The 23,396-nt window shown below is 70.2% G+C and carries 18 protein-coding genes and 1 riboswitch; of the genes, 12 read left to right on the forward strand and 6 right to left on the reverse strand.

Annotated features, from left to right (window positions below):
- Nucleotides 1-13: 13 nt before the first annotated feature.
- Nucleotides 14-832 carry a helix-turn-helix domain-containing protein gene (locus tag ACFYNU_RS36080; RefSeq protein WP_356596319.1) on the reverse strand — a complete coding sequence of 273 codons (819 nt, stop codon included), beginning with the start codon at nucleotides 830-832 and terminating at the stop codon, nucleotides 14-16.
- 62 nt (nucleotides 833-894) lie between these two features.
- Between ACFYNU_RS36080 and ACFYNU_RS36085 the strand changes: the two genes are divergently transcribed.
- Entirely contained in the window at nucleotides 895-1,473 is a 579-nt protein-coding gene (locus tag ACFYNU_RS36085) for a TIGR03086 family metal-binding protein (protein WP_356596321.1), read from the forward strand.
- A gap of 5 nt (nucleotides 1,474-1,478) precedes the next feature.
- On the opposite strand, the gene ACFYNU_RS36090 is transcribed toward ACFYNU_RS36085, so the two are convergent.
- From ACFYNU_RS36090 to ACFYNU_RS36100, 3 genes are all read right to left on the reverse strand, one after another.
- Nucleotides 1,479-6,518, reverse strand: a complete 5,040-nt coding sequence (locus ACFYNU_RS36090; protein WP_356596323.1) for a DNA repair ATPase — start codon at nucleotides 6,516-6,518, stop codon at nucleotides 1,479-1,481.
- A gap of 101 nt (nucleotides 6,519-6,619) precedes the next feature.
- Complete coding sequence (locus ACFYNU_RS36095) at nucleotides 6,620-8,614, reverse strand: SPFH domain-containing protein (protein WP_356596325.1); 1,995 nt, start codon at nucleotides 8,612-8,614, stop codon at nucleotides 6,620-6,622.
- A gap of 101 nt (nucleotides 8,615-8,715) precedes the next feature.
- Nucleotides 8,716-9,351 (reverse strand): hypothetical protein, encoded by a 636-nt coding sequence (locus ACFYNU_RS36100; protein WP_356596327.1) that lies wholly within the window; start codon nucleotides 9,349-9,351, stop codon nucleotides 8,716-8,718.
- A gap of 291 nt (nucleotides 9,352-9,642) precedes the next feature.
- Between ACFYNU_RS36100 and ACFYNU_RS36105 the strand changes: the two genes are divergently transcribed.
- The 4 genes from ACFYNU_RS36105 to ACFYNU_RS36120 all read left to right on the forward strand — a co-directional run bounded on the left by ACFYNU_RS36105 (nucleotide 9,643) and on the right by ACFYNU_RS36120 (nucleotide 13,999).
- Nucleotides 9,643-10,782 carry a helix-turn-helix domain-containing protein gene (locus ACFYNU_RS36105; RefSeq protein ID WP_356596329.1) on the forward strand — a complete coding sequence of 380 codons (1,140 nt, stop codon included), beginning with the start codon at nucleotides 9,643-9,645 and terminating at the stop codon, nucleotides 10,780-10,782.
- Between the two features lie 69 nt (nucleotides 10,783-10,851).
- Nucleotides 10,852-11,247 (forward strand): DUF1992 domain-containing protein, encoded by a 396-nt coding sequence (locus tag ACFYNU_RS36110; protein ID WP_356596331.1) that lies wholly within the window; start codon nucleotides 10,852-10,854, stop codon nucleotides 11,245-11,247.
- Nucleotides 11,248-11,507: 260 nt separating this feature from the next.
- A complete protein-coding gene (locus ACFYNU_RS36115) occupies nucleotides 11,508-12,986 on the forward strand; it encodes a hemolysin family protein (RefSeq protein ID WP_356596333.1) in 1,479 nt (492 codons plus the stop codon).
- Nucleotides 12,983-13,999 (forward strand): hemolysin family protein, encoded by a 1,017-nt coding sequence (locus ACFYNU_RS36120; RefSeq protein WP_356596335.1) that lies wholly within the window; start codon nucleotides 12,983-12,985, stop codon nucleotides 13,997-13,999. The genes ACFYNU_RS36115 and ACFYNU_RS36120 overlap by 4 nt, the downstream gene beginning before the upstream one ends.
- On the opposite strand, the gene ACFYNU_RS36125 is transcribed toward ACFYNU_RS36120, so the two are convergent.
- The gene (locus ACFYNU_RS36125) at nucleotides 13,996-14,622 is read right to left on the reverse strand and encodes a histidine phosphatase family protein (protein WP_356596337.1); all 627 of its coding nucleotides are present in this window, start codon (nucleotides 14,620-14,622) and stop codon (nucleotides 13,996-13,998) included. The two genes, ACFYNU_RS36120 and ACFYNU_RS36125, sit on opposite strands and share 4 nt — an antisense overlap.
- A 135-nt stretch (nucleotides 14,623-14,757) precedes the next feature.
- Nucleotides 14,758-14,846: riboswitch (cobalamin riboswitch) on the forward strand.
- Nucleotides 14,847-14,956: 110 nt separating this feature from the next.
- Between ACFYNU_RS36125 and ACFYNU_RS36130 the strand changes: the two genes are divergently transcribed.
- The 6 genes from ACFYNU_RS36130 (at nucleotide 14,957) to ACFYNU_RS36155 (ending at nucleotide 20,939) form a co-directional block, all read left to right on the forward strand.
- On the forward strand, nucleotides 14,957-15,142 hold the full coding sequence (locus ACFYNU_RS36130; protein ID WP_364470190.1) for a CbtB domain-containing protein: 186 nt from the start codon (nucleotides 14,957-14,959) through the stop codon (nucleotides 15,140-15,142).
- 36 nt (nucleotides 15,143-15,178) lie between these two features.
- The gene (locus ACFYNU_RS36135) at nucleotides 15,179-15,988 is read left to right on the forward strand and encodes a CbtA family protein (protein WP_356596341.1); all 810 of its coding nucleotides are present in this window, start codon (nucleotides 15,179-15,181) and stop codon (nucleotides 15,986-15,988) included.
- 318 nt (nucleotides 15,989-16,306) lie between these two features.
- Entirely contained in the window at nucleotides 16,307-16,396 is a 90-nt protein-coding gene (gene kdpF, locus ACFYNU_RS36140) for a K(+)-transporting ATPase subunit F (protein ID WP_018543380.1), read from the forward strand.
- A 6-nt stretch (nucleotides 16,397-16,402) separates the two neighbouring features.
- Nucleotides 16,403-18,067, forward strand: coding sequence for a potassium-transporting ATPase subunit KdpA (gene kdpA / locus ACFYNU_RS36145; protein WP_388768493.1), 1,665 nt, complete (start codon nucleotides 16,403-16,405; stop codon nucleotides 18,065-18,067).
- Nucleotides 18,064-20,268 (forward strand): potassium-transporting ATPase subunit KdpB, encoded by a 2,205-nt coding sequence (gene kdpB, locus ACFYNU_RS36150; protein ID WP_388768495.1) that lies wholly within the window; start codon nucleotides 18,064-18,066, stop codon nucleotides 20,266-20,268. The genes kdpA and kdpB overlap by 4 nt, the downstream gene beginning before the upstream one ends.
- Before the next feature lie 5 nt (nucleotides 20,269-20,273).
- The gene (locus ACFYNU_RS36155; protein ID WP_388768497.1) at nucleotides 20,274-20,939 is read left to right on the forward strand and encodes a potassium-transporting ATPase subunit C; all 666 of its coding nucleotides are present in this window, start codon (nucleotides 20,274-20,276) and stop codon (nucleotides 20,937-20,939) included.
- A 39-nt stretch (nucleotides 20,940-20,978) separates the two neighbouring features.
- Here the strand turns inward: ACFYNU_RS36155 and ACFYNU_RS36160 are convergent, their stop codons facing one another.
- Nucleotides 20,979-21,221, reverse strand: a complete 243-nt coding sequence (locus ACFYNU_RS36160; RefSeq protein ID WP_356597195.1) for a DUF6411 family protein — start codon at nucleotides 21,219-21,221, stop codon at nucleotides 20,979-20,981.
- 293 nt (nucleotides 21,222-21,514) lie between these two features.
- Between ACFYNU_RS36160 and ACFYNU_RS36165 the strand changes: the two genes are divergently transcribed.
- Nucleotides 21,515-23,350 (forward strand): hypothetical protein, encoded by a 1,836-nt coding sequence (locus ACFYNU_RS36165; protein ID WP_356597193.1) that lies wholly within the window; start codon nucleotides 21,515-21,517, stop codon nucleotides 23,348-23,350.
- Nucleotides 23,351-23,396 lie beyond the last annotated feature (46 nt).

Raw genomic sequence — 23,396 nt, forward strand, 5'->3', positions numbered from 1 at the left:
CGCCGGACGCGCCCTACCCGTCCTGCTCGACGGCGCGCGCGTACGCCGTCGGCGGCACGCCCACCGTCGCCGTGAAGTCCCGCACCAGATGCGCCTGGTCGCTGTAGCCCAGCTCGGCCGCCAGCGCCGCCCAGTCCGGCTCGCCGTCCGCCTCGGCGCGCTCCAAGGCGTCGTGGATGCGGTGGCGGAGGATCACCCACTTCGGTCCCACCCCGACGTACGTGGCGAACAGCCGCTGCAACGAGCGCACCGACAGACCGGCCGCCGACGCCAGCTGCGCCGCCCGCCGGATCGTGCGGTCCTCGCCGACCAGGGCGACCACCCGCATCGCCTCGTCGGCCCCCGCGTCCGGCCGCGCCCCCAGTCCCAGGAGGTACGCGTCGAGCGCCGCGACCCGGGCGTCCTCCTCAGGAGGATCGAGGATCGCGGCGACGTCCGCGTCCGTCGCGGGCAGCACATCGGCGATCGGCACCCGCCGGCCCGACCACTCGGACACCGGCCACGCGGGCGCGAAGGGCCGGAAGCCACCCGGGCGGAACTTCACCCCGCACACCCGCCCGCGAGCCTGCAGCTTCTGCGTGAACAGCTCCAGACCGATCCCCGCGACCTCACCCCAGGGCGGCGCCGAGCCGAAGCGCTGGAAGACCACGTTCACCGAGGGGTGCGGGACGACATGGGAGGCGTACGGCTGCGACAGATCCCAGTCGATCAGCCAGTACAGCTCCACGTACCGGCGCAGCTCCGGCGCGGGCAGACGGCGGCGGAAGTCGACCCGGGCGAAGAGCGCGGAGGCGTCCACGATGCCTCGGGTGTCGCGCCGTGGAGCTGTCATGGCCGGATCCTATGTCGCGTTTGTTCAATACGCGCCGGGGCGCCGTTCGTAACGTCGGAACCATGAACGACAAGATCTGCACCCTTCTGGAGACGGCCGCCGCCGACGCACTTCCGGTGCTGCGCGGGGTGCGTGACGACCAGCTCACCCTGCCGACGCCCTGCGCCGAGTACGACGTGCACGGGCTGCTGGACCACCTGTTCCAGGTGATCACCAACTTCCAGGTGCTCGCCGCCAAGGGCGAGTCCGACTTCGGCGCGACGGCCGAGCGGCTGGGCGACGACCGGAGCGAGCGGTTCGCCGCCGAGATCGCCGAGCTGGTCAGGGCGTGGGCCGCGCCGGGCGCCGAGGACGGCCTGACCGGGGGCATGAACATGCCCGCGCGGACCGTCGGCGCCATGGCGCTCGGCGATCTGACCGTGCACTCCTGGGACCTGGCCCGCGCGACCGGGCAGCCGTACGAGCCGGACGCCGCCGTCGTGGCGATGCTCAACGAGGAGTTCACCGCGCTCGCCCCGACGGCCCGGAAGATGAACGTCTTCGGCGCGCCCTTCCCCGTGGGGGAGGACGCGACGCCCTTCGAGTCGCTGCTCGCCGAGACCGGCCGTGACCCGGGGTGGCGCCCGTCCGTCAACGCGTAACGCCGTCAATCGCCCGACGGGCCGGGGCCGCGGCCCCGGGTGATCGCCGACTCCACCGCCGCGACCCGGTCGGCCAGCAGCCCCAGCGCCGCGACCGCCCGCGTCATCGGATCGCGCTCCGGGCCGCCGAGCGCCTGCCTCCGTACATAGGCCGCCTTGATCTCCGCCCAGCGCTCGGCCTGTTCCGGTGTCAGCGCCGACCGCAGCTCGGCGAGCCGCAGCAGATTCGCCTCGGCGCCCGTGGTGAGCGTCTGGGCCTCGCCCGCGTAGTGGTCGTCCACGAGCGCCGCCAGCTCGGCGTCGTTCATCACCGGGTCGATCCGCGCGGCGATCTTGTTCATGTCGCGGTACGAGCCCTGGAGCTGGAACGGCGGTGCGGTGCGCGACTCGTCCGTCCGCGCCGCCGACGCGATGTAGGCCTCGTTCACGGCGAGGACCGTGCGCCGGGCCGTCAGCAGATGCCGCAGGACGGCGACGACACGGTCCCGCTCGGCGGGCGCGTACGGGTGGCGCAGGGTGTCGGACGCGGCGGTCGGGTCGCCCTCCGCGAGGCGCACCAGCACGTCGAGATCGCGCCGGTCGCGGCCCGCGAGAGGGGCCAGCACCGGGTTGGACGTGAGCGCGTTCTCCACGAAGCTCAGCGCGAACACGTCCTCCTTTCCGGTCAGCACGTCGCCGAGGTTCCAGACGTCCGCGCGGTTCGCGAGCATGTCGGGCACCCGGAAACGGCCCCCGGCGCCGGTGTACGGGTTGCCGGCCATGCAGACCGCGAACCGCTTGCCCCGCAGGTCGTACGTGCGCGCCTCGCCGTCCCACACGCCCTCGATGCGGCGTTGCGCGTCGCACAGCGCGATGAACTTCTGGAGCAGCTCCGGTGACGTGTGCTGGATGTCGTCCAGGTACAGCAGGGTGTTGCTGCCCGCCGCCAGCGCGAAGTTGATCTTCTCGACCTCCTGGCGGGCGGTGGCGTTCGGCGCCTCGGCCGGGTCGAGCGAGGTGACGGACCGGCCGAGCGCCGGTCCGTCGATCTTCACCAGGAGGAGGCCGAGCCGGTCGGCGACGTACTCCATGAGCGTCGTCTTGCCGTAGCCCGGCGGCGACACCAGCAGGAGAAGGCCGTTGGTGTCGGTGCGCCTGCTGTCGTCGGACGAGCCGAGCTGCTTGGCGAGGTTGTCCCCGACGAGCGGCAGATAGACCTCGTCCACCAGCCGGTTCCGTACGAAGGAGGACATGACCCGGGGCCGGAGGTCGTCCAGCCGCAGCCGGGCGCGTTCGGCGGCCACCAGGGCGGTGCGCCGCGCCTGGTAGGCACGGAAGCCGGGCACCGTGCGCTCGCGGAAGTCCCGTGTCCTGACGAGGAGTTCGTCGATCCGTACGGTCATCCGGCGGCCGGTGACGCGCGGATGGCTGCCGAGCAGGCCGTCGACCTCGGTGGTGAGGCGGGCCGTGGAGTCGTACCGGTCCAGCTCCGGGCAGAGTGCGACGGCGACCGCCTCGGTCAGATCACCAGGGTCACCCGGATCGCCGGACGTGGCGCTGTACGAGGTGAGCCAGGCCACCACGAGCTGCCGGCGCGCGTCCAGGGTGTCCTCCCGCGCCTGCTTCAGGTCCTCGGCCAGCGCGGGGCCGCCCGGTGACCGGTGGAAGCCGTCGAGCAGCGCGCGGGCCGCCGCGCCCGTGACAAAACCGGGCGGGCCGCTCGTCAGCTCCTCGAAGAGGTAGTCCGCGACATGGAGGGGGGCGACTTCGGATCCGCCTCCGGTTTCGCTTCCAGACTCGCCTTCGGATACGCCTCCGCCGCCGAACTCCCGTACCGCCGTGGCCAGCTCCGTACGGAAGGCGTCGACCGCGACGGCCGGCCCGAACGTCTCGCGCACGCGCGCCAGCGACACCGCCCGGCGGGTGAGGCTCTCCCGCGCCCGCTCCGTCACGCCGTACGCCCAGAACAGCTGCGCCGCCGCGCGCACCCCAGGCGGGTGCCGCAGCAGGCCCGCCTCCTCGTGGAGCCGCAGCAGCGCGGTGAGCAGGACGGTCGCGTCGTGGTCGTGGACGCCGCGCTGGTGGCCCTCGTCGTACGCGGCCTCCGCCGCCGCCCTGACCAGCCCGGGGAGGTCGGCGTGGGCCCGGAGCCCGGCGGCGCCGTGTTCGGCCAGCAGACGGGCGGCCAGGTGCTCCGCGCGGTAGACGCCGGGGGACTCGGAGGGCAGCAGCTGGTTCCAGTACGGGCGGGTCGCCTCGAACGCCGGGTCCGTGACGGGATCGCGGTAGTCGGTGCCGGTGAGCGCGAGCGCCGTACCGTCGCCGTGCGGGACCAGGGTCAGCTCCGGGGTCCGGGTGTTCACCGCGAAGGTGTGGCGGCCGAGCCGGATCGTGGCGCCGCCGTCCGCGTACAGATCGGTGCGGTCGCGCAGGGCCCGTGCCGCCTCCTGGCGGGCGGCCAGCAGCCGCCCGTCCAGCTCCTCGGCCCGCACCCGGTCGCCCAGCTCACGCAGTTCGCCGGCGGTGCGGCGGACCTTGGCGACCATCGGGTCCGACGCGAAGTAGGTGTTCACGGCGTCGGTGTCCGCGAGCGAGGGGAGCCGGCGCGAGATCGAGCCGAGCACGCGCACGGCCGAGTCGGCCAGCCGCTCGGCGCGCCGGGCGCGGGCGTCCTGAAGAGCCTGCCCGCGGGCGGCGAACGCCTCGTAGATCTCGGTGCGCTTCGTCTCCAGCTCGGTGAGGAAACCCTCGTACTCGACGAAGCGCGACTCCAGGTCCTCCAGCTGGAGCAGCAGCCCGGCGAGCTGTTCGTCGCAGGTCTCGGGGGTGTCGGCGGCGGCGAGCGCGCCGGTCACCGCCTGCCCCAGCAGGGCGAATTCGGCGGCGAACTCGGCGCGGCCCTCGTGGTCGAGCAGTTCGGAGCGGCGCGCTTCGAGTGTGGCGCGGGCGCGGTTGACGCCGCCGAGTACGTCCGCGACGCGCTCCAGGACGGACGTACGGACCACGGTGTCGCCGATGTCGAGCCCGGTGACGACATCGGTGACGGTCCGCAGCCCGGCGGCGTGCTCCTTGAGACGGGCGGCGAGCGGCGCCGCCTCGGTGACCGTCGTGATGGCCGCCGCGTCGGCCGTCAGCCGTTCGACCTCGCTGTGGTGACCGGCGAACGCGTCCTCGCGCCCGAGGAAGGCGACGGCGCGGCGCGCCGCCGCGTCGATGTCGCCCTCGGTCGCCGCCACGAGGCCGTCGATCCGCTCGGTGTCGGCGTACCGCATCTCCTTCAGCGTCACCAAGTGGCCCTGCGCGCGCCGCAGTTCGGTGAGCCGGTCCACCCAGTCGGCCGCGCCGCGCGGTGCTTCGCCACGGATACGGCGTACCAGCGCGGCGACCCGGTCGGCGGACTCGGTGAGCGCGTCCGCGGCCTGCCGGGTCAGGGTCCGTACCGTCTCGAACTCGCCGAGCACCTGCTCGGCGGTGACCCTGATCTCGGCCAACAGGCCGTGCGGGGCGCCCAGTTCGGGGTCGGTCAGCCAGTGGTGACGGTCGGCGGCGCGGGCGCACGCGGTGACGAGCGCGGCGTACGCGGCGGTCGTCGGTGTGGCGGCGGGCGCCGTCGTCCCGGCGACCGCGCGGGTGATCGACAGACAGTCCGCGATACCGCGCACGAGATCGGCGTTGCCGACGCGGGCGAGGGGCCCGCTGCCGGTGGGGCGGGTCGCCGCGTAGGTGTCGGAGACGTACGGCGAGTGCCAGAGCTGGAGCGGATGCACCCGCGCGGGCTCCGGGGCGGCGCGCAGGGTGATGAGGGTGCCGTCGTCGAAGACGGCGTAGCCGGCGCCGGTCAGGGGCGTCGCGGCCTCCTTACGGATGACGTTGTACGGCAGGAGGAGCGTGCGGCCCTCGGTACGGTCCTGGAAGACGTACAGCACGTCCTCGCCGTTGGGGGAGCGCACCGTGCGCTCGAACTCCAGGCCTCCGTCCGCGCCCTCGCCCTCGCCCGTGCCTGCTTCGAACGTCTTCGCGGTGTCCGTGGCCGCCAGGTAGTAGCCGCCCGGGAAGACGACGCCCTGGTCCTCCGGCAGCCGGCGGCAGGACCGGCCGATGCCGTCGAGCCGCACGACCGTCCCGGTGAGGGTGTTGAGGACGAGATGGCGCCACGCGTCCTCCTTGTAAGGACGCACCCGCAGCAGGAGCAGCGCGCCCACGCGCGCGTGGGCGACATCGGCGTCCGCGAGCGACTGGAGAGGTTCGGCGACGGGCTCCGTGTAGATCCCCTCGGCCGTCTCGGTGTCGTCCACGGTCTTGACGGTGAGAGCGCCACCGACCGTGGACAGATACGCCTCGCCGCCGACGCGGATGTGCGGATGGCGGCCGAGGACATGGTCGTCGCGGGTCGCCACTGTCCACTCGACGTCGTGCGACAGCGGGAAGACATGGTCCCGGTCGCCGCGCGCGTCCAGGAACTCCGCCGTGCCGTCGGTGCGCAGCGCCCAGCGCAGTACGCGTATGTCGTCGGCCTTCTCGCCCGTACGGAACACGGCCAGCAGCTTGCCGCCGAGACGGCGCAGCCGGAGCAGCCGCGCGCCCCGGTAGTAGCGGAACAGCGCGCCCAGTTCCCTGACGAAGGCCGGGTCGTCCAGCAGTCCGGGGACCGCGTCCTCGGGGAGCGGTTCGAGCGCGCGGTCGTGCAGGACGAAGACGTCCGAGACCGCGATCTCCGGGTCATGGCCGGTGGCGGTGGCGGCGGCGTCGTCGACGGACCGGCCGAAGAGGAGCACGTCCCCGACGGCGACGATGTCGCGCGGCACACTCGCGTGCCGCGTCCGGACCTGTCCGGTGCCGGTGAGGCGCAGCTCGGTGGAGCCGAAGGTCTCGACGCGGCGGGAGTTGAGCGCTTCCGTACGGAGGGCGAGTTCACCGCCCTGGGCGGCGAGCCGGTCACGCAGCACCTCGTAGGCACCGGCGTCGATACGCGTGCCTCGGTCGATATGCGTGCCCGTACCGGCGTCTGTCCTCGTAACCGCGTCCGTGCCCGCGTCCGTGCCCGCGTCGTCGGCCGTCGTCGTCATGTGTGGTCACTCCCTGCGGGGTCGGCGAGCAGGGGCCGGAGCTGCCACACACCCCCATGGCGGCAGCTCCGGCCGGTCTTCGATGGTCCTGGCGACGGCCGTCAGGTCTTGAGCGCGCCGTTCAGCTCCGCGATCGGCATGTCCGCGAGCCCCAACTGCTTGGCCTTGTCGAGCAGTTCGCCGAGCTGCCCGCTCCGTGCCCCCGCGCCCGCGCCGCCGTCCGCCGTCATCAGCTTCGTCAGCAGCGCCGAGACCGTCAGATTCCGCACGTCGGCCGTCGAGACCGACCCGAGCATCCTCGCCAGGTCGTCCGTGAAGCTCGCCGACCCGTCCAGCCAGGGCCCCGCCAGCGTCTGCGCGGTGTCCGAGTGCTTCATGAAGCCGTCCAGCCCCTTGCCGAGCGAGATCGACGACACGAGCCGGTCGAAGAAGACGGTGTCCCCGCCGACGATGTTGATGTCCGCGCTCTCCAGACCCGTCGCCAGCACCGCGGCCTGCGCCTCGGCGACTTGCCGCTGCGTCTCCAGACCCGCGAGCCGCACCTCCTTGTCGGCCTCCAGACGCAGCCGGTACTCCTCGTGACCACGCGACGCCTCGTCCAGCGCGGCCATCGCCGCCGCCTTCTCGGTCAGCCCGGCCGCCTCGGCGCGCAGACGCGCCTCCGTCGCCCCGGCCTCGGCGCGGCCCGCCTTCTCGACGGCGTCGGCCTCCTTCTCCCGTACCTGCACCGCCGCCAGGCCGACGGCCGCCGTCTCGGCCTGGACGCCCTCCGCCAGCCGCGTCTTCGCGGTCGCGTCGAGGTCGGCCGACTTCACCCGCGCCTCGGCGAGGGTGATCTGCTCGGCCGCCAGATGGACCGCGGCCTGCTCGGCGGCCTCGGCCGCCTTGATGTCCTTGACCAGCTTCTCCTGCGCCTCGGCCTCCGCCGCGATGACGATCGACTGGCGGTCGCGCTCGGCGGACTCCACGGCGCGCAGCCGCTTGATGGACTCCTCCTGCTCGGCGACCGTACGGTCCACGGCGATCCGCTCGCGGATCACCTCGGCGATCTCCCGGCGCTCCGTCTCGACCTCCTTCTCGGCCGAGATACGCGTCAGTTCGGTCTCCCGCTCGCGGGCGATGACCTCAAGGAGTCGGTCCTTCTCGATGCGCTCGGTCTCGATGGCGATGACCCGCTCGCGGTTCTTCTCGGCGACGGCGACCTCACGCGCCTGGTTCTCGCGCTGGACGCCCAACTGCTCCTCCGTACTGAGGAAGGCACTCTGCGCCCGCAGCCGCTCCTCCTCACGCACACGCGCCGTCTCGGCCTCCTCGCGTGCCCGTACGGTCTCGATCTCGCGCTTCTGCTTGATCTCGGCGTCGGCCTGCCGGCGCTCCAGCTCCAGGATCGCCTCGCGGGCGTCGACGTTCTGGCGGGTGGTCTCCTTCTCCTCCGTACGGAGGAACTCGTTTGTGCGGACATGCTCGATCGCTGTCAGCTCGGTGATCTTCCGGATGCCCTGGGCGTCCAGGATGTTGTGGGTGTCCAGCTGCGCGAGCGGCGTCTGCTCCAGATAGTCGATCGCCGCGTCCTCCAGGCTGTAGCCGTTGAGGTCGGTGCCGATGACCTGGATGATCCGGTCCCTGAACTCGTCGCGCTTGGTGTAGAGATCGGTGAAGTCGAGCTGCTTGCCGACCGTCTTCAGCGCCTCGGAGAACTTGGCGTTGAACAGCTCCTGCAACGTCTCCTTGTCGCTGGCCCGTGCCGTGCCGATGGCCTGCGCGACCTTGATGACGTCCTCGGTGGTCTTGTTGACCCGGACGAAGAACGAGATCCGGATGTCGGCGCGGATGTTGTCCCGGCAGATCAGTCCGTCCCGGCCGGTGCGGGTGATGTCGATGGCCTTGACGGAGATGTCCATCGTCTCGGCCTTGTGGAGCACGGGCAGGACGACCTGGCCGGTGAAGGTGACGTCGACCTTCCGCATCTTCGAGACGATCAGGGCCTTGCCCTGCTCGACCTTGCGGAAGAGCCGGCTGACGACCAGGAGCAGGGTCACTGCGATGAGCAGGACGACGGCGACGAGCACGCCGACGCCCAAGGTGATGGCATCCATGAGAAGTCCTTGCGTGGAGGCACGAACGGGCACGAGCAGGCATGGGGGCCCGACCGACGAGGGGCCGGGTGAGGGGAGTCAGGCGATGCGGGGCGAAGGGATCAGGCGGCCGAGGCGCGCGGGTCCAGCGCCGTGTCGTACGGCGCGACCCAGAAGAACTCACCGGCGTCGTCGTAGGCGTACAGCAGCCCGGTGCTGCCGTTGCTCAGCGTCGGCGCGCCGGCCTTCGCGGTGTCCGCGCGGTGCTGCCTGACCTGTACGAGGGCGGTGGAGCCGTCCCGCGCGGCGACCTCGGCCTGGCCGAACCAGGCATCCACCCGTCCTGTCCGGATGGTGCAGGTCAGTCCCACGAAGTCGAGCCGGGACGGCCCGGGTTCGTCGGGGAAGAGCGTGTGCAGCGGCCGTACGAGGAGCCGGGTGACCCACCAGGCGAGCAGCGTCGCCCCGGCCAGGACGGCGAGAGCCGAAACGGCCCGTACGAGACCGGAGACGCCGAGGTGGCCCATAAGTACGGAGGCGGTGAGGCTGCTGAACCACGCGACCGCCGTCAGCAGCGAGAAGGCCACGGTGACCGGCACTCCGCCGATCCCGGCGGTGTCGAGGTCGATGTCCGAGTCGAAGCTGTCGGTCTCGGTGACGCCGGCCAGTACCAGCAGCCAGAAGCCGACGACCACGATCAGCGCGGCGGTGAACAGGAAAGTGGGGAATCCGAGTGCCGCGTCGATGAATTCACGCATGTCCCGTTTCCCCCTCGCGCGGCACTCCGCCGCCGTACCGACCGGACCGGACCGACTCCGGATGCCGGAGTGCGAGTGCGCGCACTCCGGCACCGGACCACGGCCCCCGTGTCGTCCCCCGTTTTCCGTGGTCCGATCCTGTCAGCCGACGGACCGCGTGCGCATTGCCGGATCCCGGCAATCTTTACGCGCTCCTAATGCCGGGTGTCGTCGCGGGATCCAGGTCTGACAGGCTTGGCGGCAGCCGCGTTAAGAACGCGTCAGGACGGATCAGGAAGCCGGGGGGCTGGCATGACGGACCACACGACGGGCCGGGGCGCGGACCGGACCACGGACCGAAGCTTCGACAGGAGCACGGAGCGGAGCACGGACCTCGACGTGTTCCAGGAGTACTTGACGGGCTACGACCGGATCCTCTCCGACGTCTCGACGACCGGGCGCCGCCTCACCCGCGACGAGCTGGACTCGCGCCGCGCGCTGGGCGAGCAGGCCGCCGAGGCCGGGCACGGTCTGCGGGCCCTCGTCAGCAGGCATCTGACCGCCACCCGCGCCGCCTGGCCCGTCTCGTCGGCCGACACGGCGTCCGCCGACAGCGTTCTGGCCGCCGTCGAGCAGGCGGTCGACGCGTTCGCCGAGGGGTACGAGCGGGCCCAGCGCCTCGCCGTACGCCGCGAGGAGGCGTCCCGGCGCGAGTTCATCGACGACCTGCTGCACGGGCGCAGCGACCTGGGCAGGCTCGCCGAGCGGGCCGGCCGGTTCGGGCTCCAGCTCTCCCACGCGCACGCGGTGGCCGTGGCCGTCGGAGAGGCCGCGTACGCCGAGACCGACCCCGTCACCCGCAGCGTCGAACTCGCCCTCGTCTCGCGCTTCGGCGACCGCCGCATCCTGCTGACCACCAAGGACGGGCGGCTCATCTGCGTCGCGCCCGCCGACGAGGGCGACGTCCTCACATACTTCGCGAAGCAGGCGCACGCGGCGACAGGCGGCGGACGGGTCACCATCGGGCGCGCGCATCCTGGGGCGGGCGGCGTCGTGCAGTCGTACGAGGAGGCGCTCAACGCCCAGGACCTCGCCGACCGCATGGAGCTGGAGGAACCGGTGCTGCGCGCGGCCGACCTGCTGGTGTACCCGGTGCTCAGCCGGGACCGGGAGGCGATGACCGATCTCGTACGCAGTGCGCTCGGTCCTCTTAAGGAGGCACGCGGCGGCGCCCGGCCGCTGCTCGACACATTGACGGCGTACTTCGACGCGGGGTGTGTGTCGGCGGAGGCGGCGCGGCGGCTGAATCTGAGCGTGCGCGCGCTGACGTACCGGCTGGAGCGCATACACAAGCTCACCGGGTCGGACCCGGCGGAGCCCTTCCAGCGCTACACGCTCCAGACGGCGGTGATCGGCGCGCGGCTGCTGGACTGGCCGGCGAAGGAGATCTGAGCCGCTCCGGCACCATGTAAGGAGACCGCTGCCGCCGCCCCACGTCACAGTCGGACAGGAGATCGCAGGATGACCGAGCGCAAGCCACCCGGCGTCAACTTCGAGACATGGGTCGACCGGCAGGTCCGGGAGGCCGCCGAGCGCGGCGCTTTCGACGATCTGCCCGGGGCGGGCAAGCCGCTGCCGTCCGACTCCGCCCCGTACGACGAGCTGTGGTGGATCAAGGGAAAGCTGGAGCGGGAGGGAATCTCCCACCTGCCGCCGACGCTCATGCTCCGTAAGGAGGTCGAGGACGCGGTCGCCGCCGCCCGCGACGCCGCGTCGGAGGCACAGGCACGGCGGATCATCACGGCCATCAACGAGAAGATCCGCGCCGCCGTCGCCAGGCCCCCGGCCGGACCACCGCTGAACAAGAAGCCGTACGACGTCGAGGAGATCGCCGCGGAGTGGCGCGAGCGTCACTAGAGCGTGCCCGAGTGTGTGTCCGAGGGCGTGCCCGAGTGCGTGCCCGAAGGGGCGTCCCAGGGTGATCTCCTGGTCGCCCCACCTGGCACTCCCATTCCGTTTGCCATTCCTTTACCATGGTGTCTCGTCCCTCAGACCGCTCGCGGCGGGGACACCCCGACCGACCAAGAAGGAAGCAGCAGTTCCACGATGGAGCCTCCTAGTACCAGCCGTGCCATTTCCTCTCCGCTTTACCTGACCGGCGGAGCGGGGGTGGCACGGTGACCGAGATCTTCTTCCTGCTGATCGCCCTCGGGCTGACACTCGCCTGTGCCGTCTTCGTGGCCGCCGAGTTCTCGCTGACCACCGTCGAGCGCGACAGCCTGGAGCGCGCCGCGGCGGCCGGTGAGCGGGGCGCCGAAGGGGCCCTCAAGGCCGTCCGACGGCTCACGTTCCAGCTGTCCGGCGCCCAGCTGGGCATCACCGTCACCTCCCTCGTCATCGGCATGCTCGCCGAACCGTCCATGGCCGTGCTGCTGCGCGGACCGCTGGAGGCCGTCGGGCTCGGCTCGGCCGCCTCGGTCGTGGCCACCGTCCTCGGTGTCGTGATCTCCACGGTGGTGCTGATGGTGATCGGTGAGCTGGTCCCCAAGAACTGGGCGATCTCGCGGCCCCTGGCCGTCGCCAAGGTCGTCGCGGGCCCGCAGCGCGGCTTCACCGCCGCCTTCGGCCCGCTCATCCGCCATCTCAACAGCACGGCGAACCGTTTCGTCCGGCGCATGGGCCTGGAGCCCACCGACGAGCTGGCCTCCGCCCGTACCCCCGACGAGCTGATCTCGCTCGCCAGGCACTCCGCCGCCGAAGGCGCGCTGGAGCAGGACTCGGCCGAGCTGTTCGTACGGACACTGCGGCTCGGCGAGCTGACCGCCGAGAACGTCATGACGCCCCGCGTCGACGTCCAGGCGCTGGAGGCCGGCGCGACGGCCGCCGACGCGGCCAATCTCACCTACGCCACCGGCCTCTCCCGCTTCCCCGTCTACCGCGGCAGCCTGGACGAGGTGATCGGCACGGTCCACATCCGTGACGTCCTCGCCCTGGAGCCGGAGCGGCGCGCTCGCGTGTCCGTCACCGAGCTGGCCAGCGAGCCGCTGCTGGTGCCCGACACCCTGACCGCCGACCGGCTGCTGGACCGGCTGCGCGCCGCGCGCACCATGGCCGTGGTCATCGACGAGTACGGCGGCACGGCCGGTGTGGCCACCATGGAGGACATCGTCGAGGAGGTCGTCGGCGAGGTACGCGACGAGCACGACCCCGTCGAGACCCCCGACCTGCTGCCCGCGCCGCCCAGCGCGGACGGGCGCGCGACCTGGGAGGCCGACGGCAGCGTACGGATCGACGAGCTGGCGCGGATTGGTCTGGTCGCCCCGGAGGGGCCGTACGAGACCGTCGCCGGACTCGTCGCGGCCCGCCTCGCGCGCATTCCCGTCGAGGGCGACACCGTCGAGCTGGACGGGTGGCGCCTGGATGTCCTGGACATCGAGCACCACGTCGCGGAGCGCGTACACATCACCGAGCCGGCGCGGGCCGTCGTGGAGCCGTACGCGGCGCGCGTGCCCGTACCCGTACCGGTGACGGACACCGACGCCGATGCGGCCACCGCGGCCGACGCGGCCACCGCGACGGATGCCACCGACGCCGCCACCGCGACCGACGCCGCCACCGACGACCCCTCACGCGAGTACGCCGGAGAAGCCCGATGACCGCCCTGCAACTCGCCATCGGCGCACTGACGCTGCTGACCAACGCTTTCTTCGTCGGCGCCGAATTCGCCCTCATCGCCGTCCGCCGCAGCCAGATCGAGCCGCACGCCCGCAAGGGCGACAAGCGGGCACCCACCGTGCTGTACGGGCTGGAACACCTGTCGGCCATGATGGCCACCGCCCAGCTCGGCATCACCGTCTCGTCGCTGGTCCTCGGCGCCGTGGCCGAACCGGCCATCGCGCACCTCCTGGAGCCCGGCTTCGAGGCGGCACGGATCCCCGAGGCCCTGGTGCACCCGATCGCGTTCGTGATCGCGCTGACCCTGGCCACGTATCTGCACATGCTGTTCGGCGAGATGATCCCGAAGAACATCGCACTCGCCGCGCCCACCAAGACGGCGCTCGTGCTCGGCCCGCCGCTGGTCGCCCTGACCCGCGCGCTGCGTCCGCTGATCTTCGGCATCAACGCGTTCGCCAACGTCCTGCTCCGGCTGATCAAGGTGGAGCCCAAGGACGAGGTCGCCGCCGTCTTCAACGACGACGAACTCGCCCGTATGGTCGCCGTCTCCAGCCAGGCCGGGCTGCTCTCGCCCGCCGACGGCGAACGGCTGCGGGACGCGCTGGAGCTGGGCACCCGCCCGGTCGGCGAACTCCTCGTACCGCTGCGCCGGATGGTCACCGTCGACCACCGGGTGACACCGGAACAGCTGGAGCGGATCGCGTCGTCGGCCGGCTTCTCGCGGATCCCGGTCACCGGGCCCGCCGGCGCCGTCCTGGGCTACCTGCACATCAAGGACACCCTCGGCGTCGCCGACCGGACCAAGCCGTTCCCGCGCGCCACGCTGCACGCGGTGACACGGGTCCGGATCGACACCCCGCTCGACGACACGCTCACCGCGCTGCGGGCGGCTGACAGCCACCTGGCGGCGGTGACGGGCGAGGCGGGCACGGTGCTGGGCTTCGTGACGATGGAGGACGTACTGGGCGAACTGGTGGGGCCCGCTCCGGCCTAGAGTCCGTCCGGCACGGCCGGGCGGGAGCCGCCCCCCAGCGGACGGCCGCTGCGCAGATTCCAGCGGCCGTTGCGCCCGCTCAACTCCGTGACCGTCAGCGGCTGTACGTCGATCCGCCAGAACACCTGGGCCGGCGCGCCGATCGCGTGCACCGTCAGCGCGCGTACGACATCGGGCTCGGCCACCGCGAGGATGCGCGCCGAGTCCGGGCGCGCGTCGGCGCCCAGCGCGTCGAGCCAGTGGCCGAGCCTGATGTGCAGCGCCTTCAGCGACTCGCCGCCGTGCGGCGCCGCCGTCGGATCCGCCAGCCAGGCGGCGACCGCCTGCGGGTCGACGGCGCTGACCTCGTCCAGGCGCTTCCCGCGCCAGCGGCCCATCGCACACGTACGCAGCTCGGGCAGGGGCTCCGCGACCAGCCCGAGAGTTTCGGCCGTCTGCTGGCAGCGCACCGACGGGGACGCGAACACCCGGTCGGCGGTGGCCCGTTGCTCGGCGACGGCGAACGCGCCCCGTGCGGCCTCGGCCTGGCGCAGCCCGGTCGCGTCCAGCGGACCGTCGGCGAAGCGGGCCTCGCGCAGCGCCGTGCTGAGCGCCGGTGAGATCAACGTCACGCGGGTAGTCATGCGGCTCTCCAGGGTCGTGCGTTCACGGGACGCCGCCCCACCGGCCCGGTGGACGCCGGGGCGGCGGGGTTGGCCGCCCTCTTGGCCCACCTGCCCGATCGCGGTACGTTCACGTCGATATCACGACGGCGGGACGGAAGTCCGGTGGAATTCCGGCACGGTCGCGCCACTGTATGCCGAGCAGCCACCGCGTACGCGCGGCGAGGCGGTCCGGTGAGTCAGACCCGATCGTCGTCGTGCGAGCTCCACTGAACGGGACGCGAGTTCCCAAGGAGGTTGTGCCGTGGCTGAGTCCATCGTGCCCCCGGCCGTTTCTTCATCCACCGGATCAGCGATATCCCCCCTGACTCCCTTGCCCCTGCGGGCAGTTCTGCCCTGGGCGGTCTTCGTGGGCACGCTGATGCTGGTGCTGCTGTACTTCGTCGGTGCCGAACAGGGCGCGACGTCGGTGTTCTCCGGGGCGGGTGTGCACGAGTGGGTGCACGACGGCCGTCATCTGCTCGGCTTCCCCTGCCACTGATCCGACGAGAGCGGGCCACCCTCGGAGAACATCACCATGCAATCGTCCACTGTCAGAACCCTGTTGGTCCGCGGCATGATCGCGGGCGTCGTCGCCGGACTGCTCGCCTTCGCCTTCGCGTACGTGGTGGGGGAGCCGTCCATCGACTCCTCCATCGCGCTGGAGGAGGCCGCGTCGGCCCCGGCCCATGAGCACGGCGACGCCGCCGCGGCGCCCGCCGATGAAGGGGAAGAGGAGGAACTGGTCACGCGGCCGGTCCAGTCGACCTTCGGCCTCGCCACCGGAGTCCTCGTGTACGGGGTGGCGCTCGGCGGCATCGCGTCGCTGGCCTTCGCCGTCTGCCTGGGCAGGGTCGGCCGGCTGCGGCCCCGGGCGACGGCCGCGCTGGTCGCGGGCGCCGCCTTCACCACCGTCTATCTGGTGCCGTTCCTGAAATACCCCGCGACGCCGCCCGCCGTGGGTAATCCAGACACCATCGGCAAACGCACCACGCTGTTCTTCCTGATGATCGTGTTCAGCGTGCTGGTCGCGGTCATCGCCGTCATCGCCGGGCGGCGGCTCGCGCCGACGCTCGGCAACTGGAACGCGACCGTCGCCGCCGGCCTCGGATACGTGGCGGTCATGGCCGTGGCCTGTCTGCTGCTGCCCGCCAACACCGACGCGGTGAAGGAGACCTTTCCGGCCGCGCTGCTCTGGGAGTTCCGGCTGGCGTCGCTGGGGGTCCAGGCGCTGCTGTGGACAGCCTTCGGGCTGATCTTCGGCGCACTGGCGGAGCGCGTACTGCGGCCGGCCGGCTCCGCCTCTCCGGAGGCCGTACCGGCCGGGTCGGCGGCACGTACCGGCTGACACCGGGGAGCGACCGCCCCCCCGTACGCGCCTTGTGCCCGGCAGGATTCCTGCCGGGCACAGGTCTTGCCCGGCAGGAATCCTGCCGGGCACAAGTCATGTATGGGCCATCCGTGTATGAGATCCGTCAAACGCGCGCCTCGCACCGTATGGGACCCGTCAACGTCACTCGTGTCCCCGAAAAAAGAGGCTTTCCTCTAGAGGTCCAAGAAATTCCGATCTCTTTCAGGAGTTCACGATGGCCGACGTGGCCTTCGTCGTCACCACGATCGCGTTGTTCGCGTTGGTGGCTCTCGTTGCCAGGGGGGTGGCGAAGCTATGACCGTGGAAAACATCGTCGGTCTCGTCGTCGCCGTCGCTCTGCTGGGATATCTGGTCCTCGCCCTTGTGTTCCCGGAGAGGTTCTGAGTCCTGATGAGCCCGGTTCTTGCCGGTGTGCTCCAGCTGCTCGCGCTGATGGTGGCGCTGGCGCTGGCATACCGTCCGCTCGGTGATTACATGGCCGGTGTCTATTCCTCCCCGAAGCATTTGCGGGTCGAGAAATGGATCTACCGGGCTGTGGGGGCCAATCCCGCCACGGAGATGCGGTGGCCCGCGTATCTGCGCGGTGTTCTCGGCTTCTCGCTGGTGAGTGTCCTGTTCCTGTATCTGATGCAAAGGGTGCAAGGGTCACTGCCTGGTTCTCTGGGTTTCGCGTCGATCGATCCGGACCAGGCGTTCAACACCGCCGCGTCGTTCGTGTCGAACACCAACTGGCAGTCGTACTACGGCGAGCAGGCCATGGGCCATGTGGTGCAGACCGGCGGGCTGGCGGTGCAGAACTTCCTGTCGGCGGCGGTGGGCATGGCGGTCGCGGTCGCGCTGGTGCGGGGCTTCGCCCGCTCCCGTACGGGTGAGCTGGGAAACTTCTGGGCGGACCTGGTACGCGGCACGGTACGGATCCTGCTCCCGGTCGCGCTGGTCGGAGCGGTGCTCCTGGTGGCGTGCGGGGCGATTCAGAACTTCGCCGGGATCCATCCGGTGGGCCAGTTCCCGGGCGGGGTGCAGGAGTGGAACGGCGGTGCGGTCGCGTCGCAGGAGGCGATCAAGGAGCTGGGGACGAACGGCGGCGGGTACTTCAACGCCAACTCCGCCCACCCGTTTGAGAATCCGAACGGGCTGTCGAACCTTCTCCAGGTTTTCCTGATCCTGCTGATTCCGCTGTCGCTGACGCGGACGTTCGGCCGGATGGTGGGGAGTGTGAAGCAGGGATACGCGATCCTCGCGGCGATGGTGACGATCTGGGTGGTGTTCACCGGGCTGATGATGTGGACCGAGTTCCACCACGGCGGTCCGGCGTTCGACATCGCCGGGGGTGCGCTGGAGGGCAAGGAGACCCGGTTCGGTATCGGCGCCTCCTCCATTTTCTCGGTCGCGACGACACTCACCTCGACGGGGGCGGTGAATTCGTTCCTGTCGTCGTACACCGGTTTCGGCGGCGGGATCGCGATGCTGGGAATGCAGCTGGGCGAGATCGCGCCGGGCGGTGTGGGATCGGGGCTCTACGGAATCCTGATCATGGCGGTGATCGCGGTGTTCCTCGCCGGGCTGATGGTGGGGCGGACACCGGAGTATCTGGGGAAGAAGATCGGCACGAGGCAGATCAAGTTCGCCGCGTGTTACATCCTCATCACCCCGGCTCTGGTGCTGTGTTTCACCGCGGTCGCGATGGCCCTGGACACGCCCGCGCATTCGATGACGAACAGCGGTGCGCACGGCTTCTCGGAGATTCTGTACGCGTATACGTCGGGGGCGAACAACAACGGTTCGGCGTTCGCCGGGCTGAACGCGGACACGCAGTGGTTCAACACCACGATCGGGATCGCGATGCTCCTGGGGCGGTTCCTGCCGATGGTGTTCGTGCTGGCGCTGGCCGGGTCCCTGGCCGAGCAGAAACCGGTCCCGGAGACCGCGGGCACCCTGCGCACCGACAAACCGCTCTTCAGCGGTCTCCTCGTCGGCACGATCATGATCGTCGCCGGTCTGACCTACTTCCCCGCACTCGCGCTGGGACCGCTCGCCGAAGGACTCGCCTCATGACCACCGCCACCTCGACCCCCACACCCGACCCCGGCTCGGGCCCCTCCCGGGCACCCCACGCCGACGTGCCGACCTCCCACCGGCCCGGCGACGACGGGCGGGTCGGGGGCGGTCTGTTCGACCCGAAGCAGCTTGTGAGGTCGTTTCCGGATGCGCTGAGGAAGCTCGATCCGCGGGTGATGGTCAAGTCACCGGTGATGTTCGTGGTCGAGACCGGCTCGGTGCTGACGACGGTGCTGGCGCTCACGGAGCCGGGTGAGTGGTTCGGCTGGGCGATCACCGCCTGGCTGTGGCTGACGACGATCTTCGCGAACCTCGCCGAGGCGGTCGCCGAAGGCCGCGGCAAAGCCCAGGCCGACACCCTGCGCAAGGCGAAGACCGACTCGGTCGCACGACGCCTGACCGGGCGGAACGCGGAGCCCGTAAACCCTGGAAAGCCCGTGAAGCCCGTGCAGGAGGAGCGTGTTCCCGGGACCGATCTGCGGATCGGCGACCTCGTGGTCTGTGAGGCGGGGGATGTGATCCCGGGTGACGGGGATGTGGTGGAGGGCGTCGCGTCGGTGGACGAGTCGGCGATCACGGGTGAATCGGCGCCGGTGATCCGGGAGTCGGGCGGGGACCGCAGCGCGGTCACCGGCGGGACGAAGGTCCTGTCCGACCGTATCGTCATCAAGATCACGACGAAGCCCGGTGAGACGTTCATCGACCGGATGATCGCACTCGTCGAGGGCGCGGCCCGGCAGAAGACACCCAACGAGATCGCGCTGAACATTCTTCTCGCGTCGCTGACGATCGTGTTCCTGCTGGCCGTCGTCACCCTCCAGCCGTTCGCGATCTACGCCGGCGCCCAGCAGTCCATGATCGTGCTCACTGCGCTGCTGGTCTGTCTGATCCCGACCACGATCGGGGCACTGCTGTCCGCGATCGGAATCGCCGGCATGGACCGCCTCGTCCAGCGCAACGTCCTGGCCATGTCCGGCCGCGCGGTGGAAGCCGCGGGCGACGTCTCGACACTCCTCCTGGACAAGACCGGCACCATCACCCTCGGCAACCGCCAAGCAGCAGAGTTCGTACCTGTCACCGGAGTCACCGAGACCCAACTCGCCGACGCCGCCCAGCTCTCCTCCCTCGCCGACGAGACACCCGAAGGCCGTTCCATCGTCGTACTCGCGAAGGAGAAGTACGGGCTGCGGGAACGTCACGAGGGGGAGCTGGGCCAGGCGGAGTGGGTGCCGTTCACCGCACAGACCCGCATGTCCGGCGTCGACATCACAGAGGAGGAGCCGGGCGGAGAGGCAGGGGCCGGGCGCAAGATCCGCAAGGGCGCGGCGGGTTCGGTCGTCGCCTGGGTCACCGAACGTGGTGGTCAGGTGGCTCCGGACGCGCACATCTTGACGGACCGTATCTCCGAGGACGGCGGGACACCGCTGCTGGTGGCGGTGGAGGACGGGCACGGCGCCCGCGTCCTCGGCGTCATCCATCTCAAGGACGTGGTGAAGGAGGGCATGCGGGAGCGGTTCGAGGAGCTGCGCCGGATGGGGATCAAGACGGTGATGATCACGGGTGACAATCCGCTGACGGCGCGGGCCATCGCCCAGGAGGCCGGGGTGGACGACTTCCTCGCCGAGGCCACCCCCGAGGACAAGATGGCCCTCATCCGCCGTGAGCAGGCCGGCGGGAAACTCGTCGCGATGACCGGCGACGGCACCAACGACGCCCCCGCACTCGCCCAGGCCGACGTCGGGGTCGCGATGAACACCGGCACCTCCGCCGCCAAAGAGGCCGGGAACATGGTCGACCTGGACTCCAACCCCACGAAACTCATCGAGATCGTCGAGATCGGGAAACAACTCCTCATCACCCGGGGCGCGTTGACGACGTTCTCCATCGCCAACGACGTCGCGAAGTACTTCGCGATCATCCCCGCGATGTTCGCCGTCGTCTATCCGGGCCTGGACACCCTCAACATCATGAGCCTGTCCTCACCCGAGTCCGCGATCCTCTCCGCCGTCATCTTCAACGCCCTGGTCATCATCGCCCTCGTCCCCCTGGCCCTGCGCGGGGTGCGCTACCGGCCCATGAGCGCCGACCGGATGCTCCGCCGCAACCTCGGCATCTACGGCATCGGCGGCCTCATCGCCCCCTTCGCCGGCATCAAACTCATCGACCTCCTCATCTCCCTCATCCCCGGAATCGGCTGATGACCATGAACACCACCCTCGGCACCACCACCCGCCTCCTGACCGCCGCACTCCGCGCCCTGCTCGTCCTCACCATCCTGTGCGGGGTCATCTACCCCCTCACCGTCATGGGCATCGGACAGGGACTGTTCAACCATCAGGCGAACGGCTCCGAGATCACCGCCAACGGCAAAGTCGTCGGCTCCGAACTCATCGGCCAGCGCTACGACCTGCCCCTCAAAGACGGCCAGGAGACGCCGGACCCGGACCTGAAGTGGTTCCAGCCCCGCCCCTCCAACGGGCTCGGCACCAACAGCGTCAACACCCAGTACCAGCTCATCCTCTCCGGAGCCACCAACAGAGCCGGTGACAACGCCGAGCTGATCCAGTGGGTGAAGGACGCCAAAGCAGCCGTCATCAAGGACAACTCCGTCGACGGCTACACCGTCAAACCCTCGGATGTCCCGCCCGACGCGGTGACCTCCTCCGGCTCCGGCCTCGACCCCGCCATCTCCCCCCAGTACGCCGACATCCAGGTCCACCGCATCGCGAAGCTGAACAACCTCGATGTCACAGCCGTCCAGAAACTCGTGGACGACCACACCGACGGCCGCATCCTCGGCTTCATCGGCGAACCACGCGTCAACGTCCTGAAGTTGAACATCGGCCTGAAGGCGCTTGAGACGAAGTGACGGGTCAGAAGGGCCAGCAGCGCCAGAAGGGCAGAAGGATCAGAAAGGCATCCGGCCGCGCGTGCGGCGTCCGGCCGAGCCGCTGCGGCCGACGGCGCGCGAGCTGCTGCTGAAGGGCTTGCGGAGCAGCCTGCCGAGCGCGCCCGGGGCCTTGCCCGCGACCTGTCCGCCGGCGCCGAGGGTGCGCTGTGTGCCCCGCTCGGGGTGGCGTGAGAGGCGGGGAAGCAGGAAGGCGAGCACGAGAAGTACTGCGCAGACGGCAACGATTCCGACGATCATCATGTGTGCTCCTCCTTGTGACGTTCATGGCGTTCGTGGCGCCTGGAGTGGCGCTCTCCTCCGGGTACCCGCAAGTCGCACTCGCACGCGTCGACCTCATTCGTGGTGCGGTCGCGAGTGGGGGCGGCTCGCGCGACAAGACGCCCGGAATGGAATGGAGAAACCTCACCGAATCGGACTCGTGGAAATTAATTGAATTGACAGAAGATTTCCGGGAGTTGTCACACCTATTGCGTGATCGCGGGGGTCCGTCGGACCATGGCGGTACTTGCCATAATTCCGCCGAGGGGTGACTTGTGTTCCGAAGAGCTTTGTCCGTTCTGAGTGGCAGCGCGCTGCTCGCTCTCTGCGCTCTGTCCGTTCCTTCCCACGACGAGATTCGCACGGACGCCGTCGCCGCGAAAGCGGTCGCGCCGGATGCGGTCGGGCCGGATGCGGTTGCCGCCGCCGGTGCCACGACGCCCTTCGTCACGCTCGAAGCCGAGGCCGGGCAGCGCGGCGGCGGCGCCACTCTCCGCTCCATCAGCCCCGGAGCGGCGGTGCCGACCAAGGCCACCTTGGAGACGGAGGCCTCGGGTTACGCGCTGGTCGAACTCAAGAGCAACGGTTCTTCGGTGACGCTGCCCAACAACACCGGAAAGAGCGCCAATACCCTCGTCGTCCGTGCCTCCATTCCGGACTCGGCGGGCGGCGGTGGCATTACCGCCACGCTCAACCTGTATGTGAACAATGTGTTCCGCCAGGCGGTCACGCTGGATTCACGCCAGGCCTGGAACTACCGCGGCGCGACCACCAACCCGGACGACCCCCGCGCCGGCGGGATGCCCTACCGCTTCTACAACGAATTCCCCGTCTGGATCACTGGTGCCCCCGTCGCGGCCGGCAGCACGATCAAACTCCAGAAGGACGCGGCCAACACCGCTGCCGTCTACGACATCGACTCCGTCGATCTGGAGAATGTCGGGGGCGCGCTGGCTCAGCCCGCGAACTCGATCTCCGTCGTCACCAACGGCGCGGACCCGAAGTTCGTGAAGGACTCGACGGTCGCCATCCAGAACACGGTGAACGCCGCCCGTGCCGAGAAGAAGTCGGTGTGGATCCCGCCGGGCAAGTATCTGACGAACAGCCTGGTGTCGAAGCCGCTGGACTTCACCGGGGTCAAGGTGCAGGGCGCCGGCATGTGGCATTCCACGATCTATCGAAAGGTTCCGCTTCCGGCCAATGCGTGGCGCTCGCAGATCACGATCGGCTCGGGAAGCACGGTGACCGATCTCCAGATCGACACGAACGCCGTCTGGCGGGGAATCGGTGGCACCGGCGGTTCGGACTACGGAATCAACGCCGGCGGCGCCGGCGGCTGGCTCGTCGACCGGCTCTGGACGCGGCACATCGACTCCAACTGGCTGTCGGGCACCAACGGCCTGCTACAGAACAGCCGGACCGCGGACAGCTACGGCGACGGTTACAACATCAACAACGGCAACACCCCGAACCCGGACAAGCTCGGCCTCAACATCACGGTCCGTAACAGCTTCGCCCGCAATACCGGCGACGATTCCTTCGCGACGTACTCCGACGCCGGAGCCGACGGGAAGAACGGCCAGATGAGCGGTGCGAAGATCCTCAACAACACCGCGATCGCGCCCTGGTGGGCCAACGGCATCCGGGTCGCCGGCGGGCGCAATGTCGAGGTGAAGAACAATCTGGTGAACAGCGTGTCGTCCAACAACGCGATGGATCTCAGCGTGTTCGGCGACTCGGGGCACCCGCTGGAGTCGGTCACGGTGAGCGGTAACACCCTGATAGGCGGGGGCGGCTGGAACGGCGTTCGACATGGGGTGCACATCGGTTCCACTTCCAGCACCTCGCATTTCCCGAACGCTTTCACGAACGTCACCATGAGCGACAACATCATTCGCGGTTCTCTCACTGCGGGGCTCAACATCGATCGAACGCGTGTGAATGCGACGCTCACGAACAACACGATCGACCGCCCGGCCAAGGAGGGAATCCTGATCAGCTCGGGAGTCACCGGGACAGGCAAATTCACCGGTAACAAGATTCAGAATCTGCTCCCGGGCCAGGTGGCCCAGAAGAACGATTCACCGGCCACCTTCAAGATCACCGGCTGAACGGGCGAGTTGCGACGCCTGGACCGGGGCTGGCGCCCGGTCCAGG

Origin of the sequence: Streptomyces sp. NPDC006643 (assembly GCF_042870175.1) — a bacterium.
Lineage (GTDB): Bacteria > Actinomycetota > Actinomycetes > Streptomycetales > Streptomycetaceae > Streptomyces.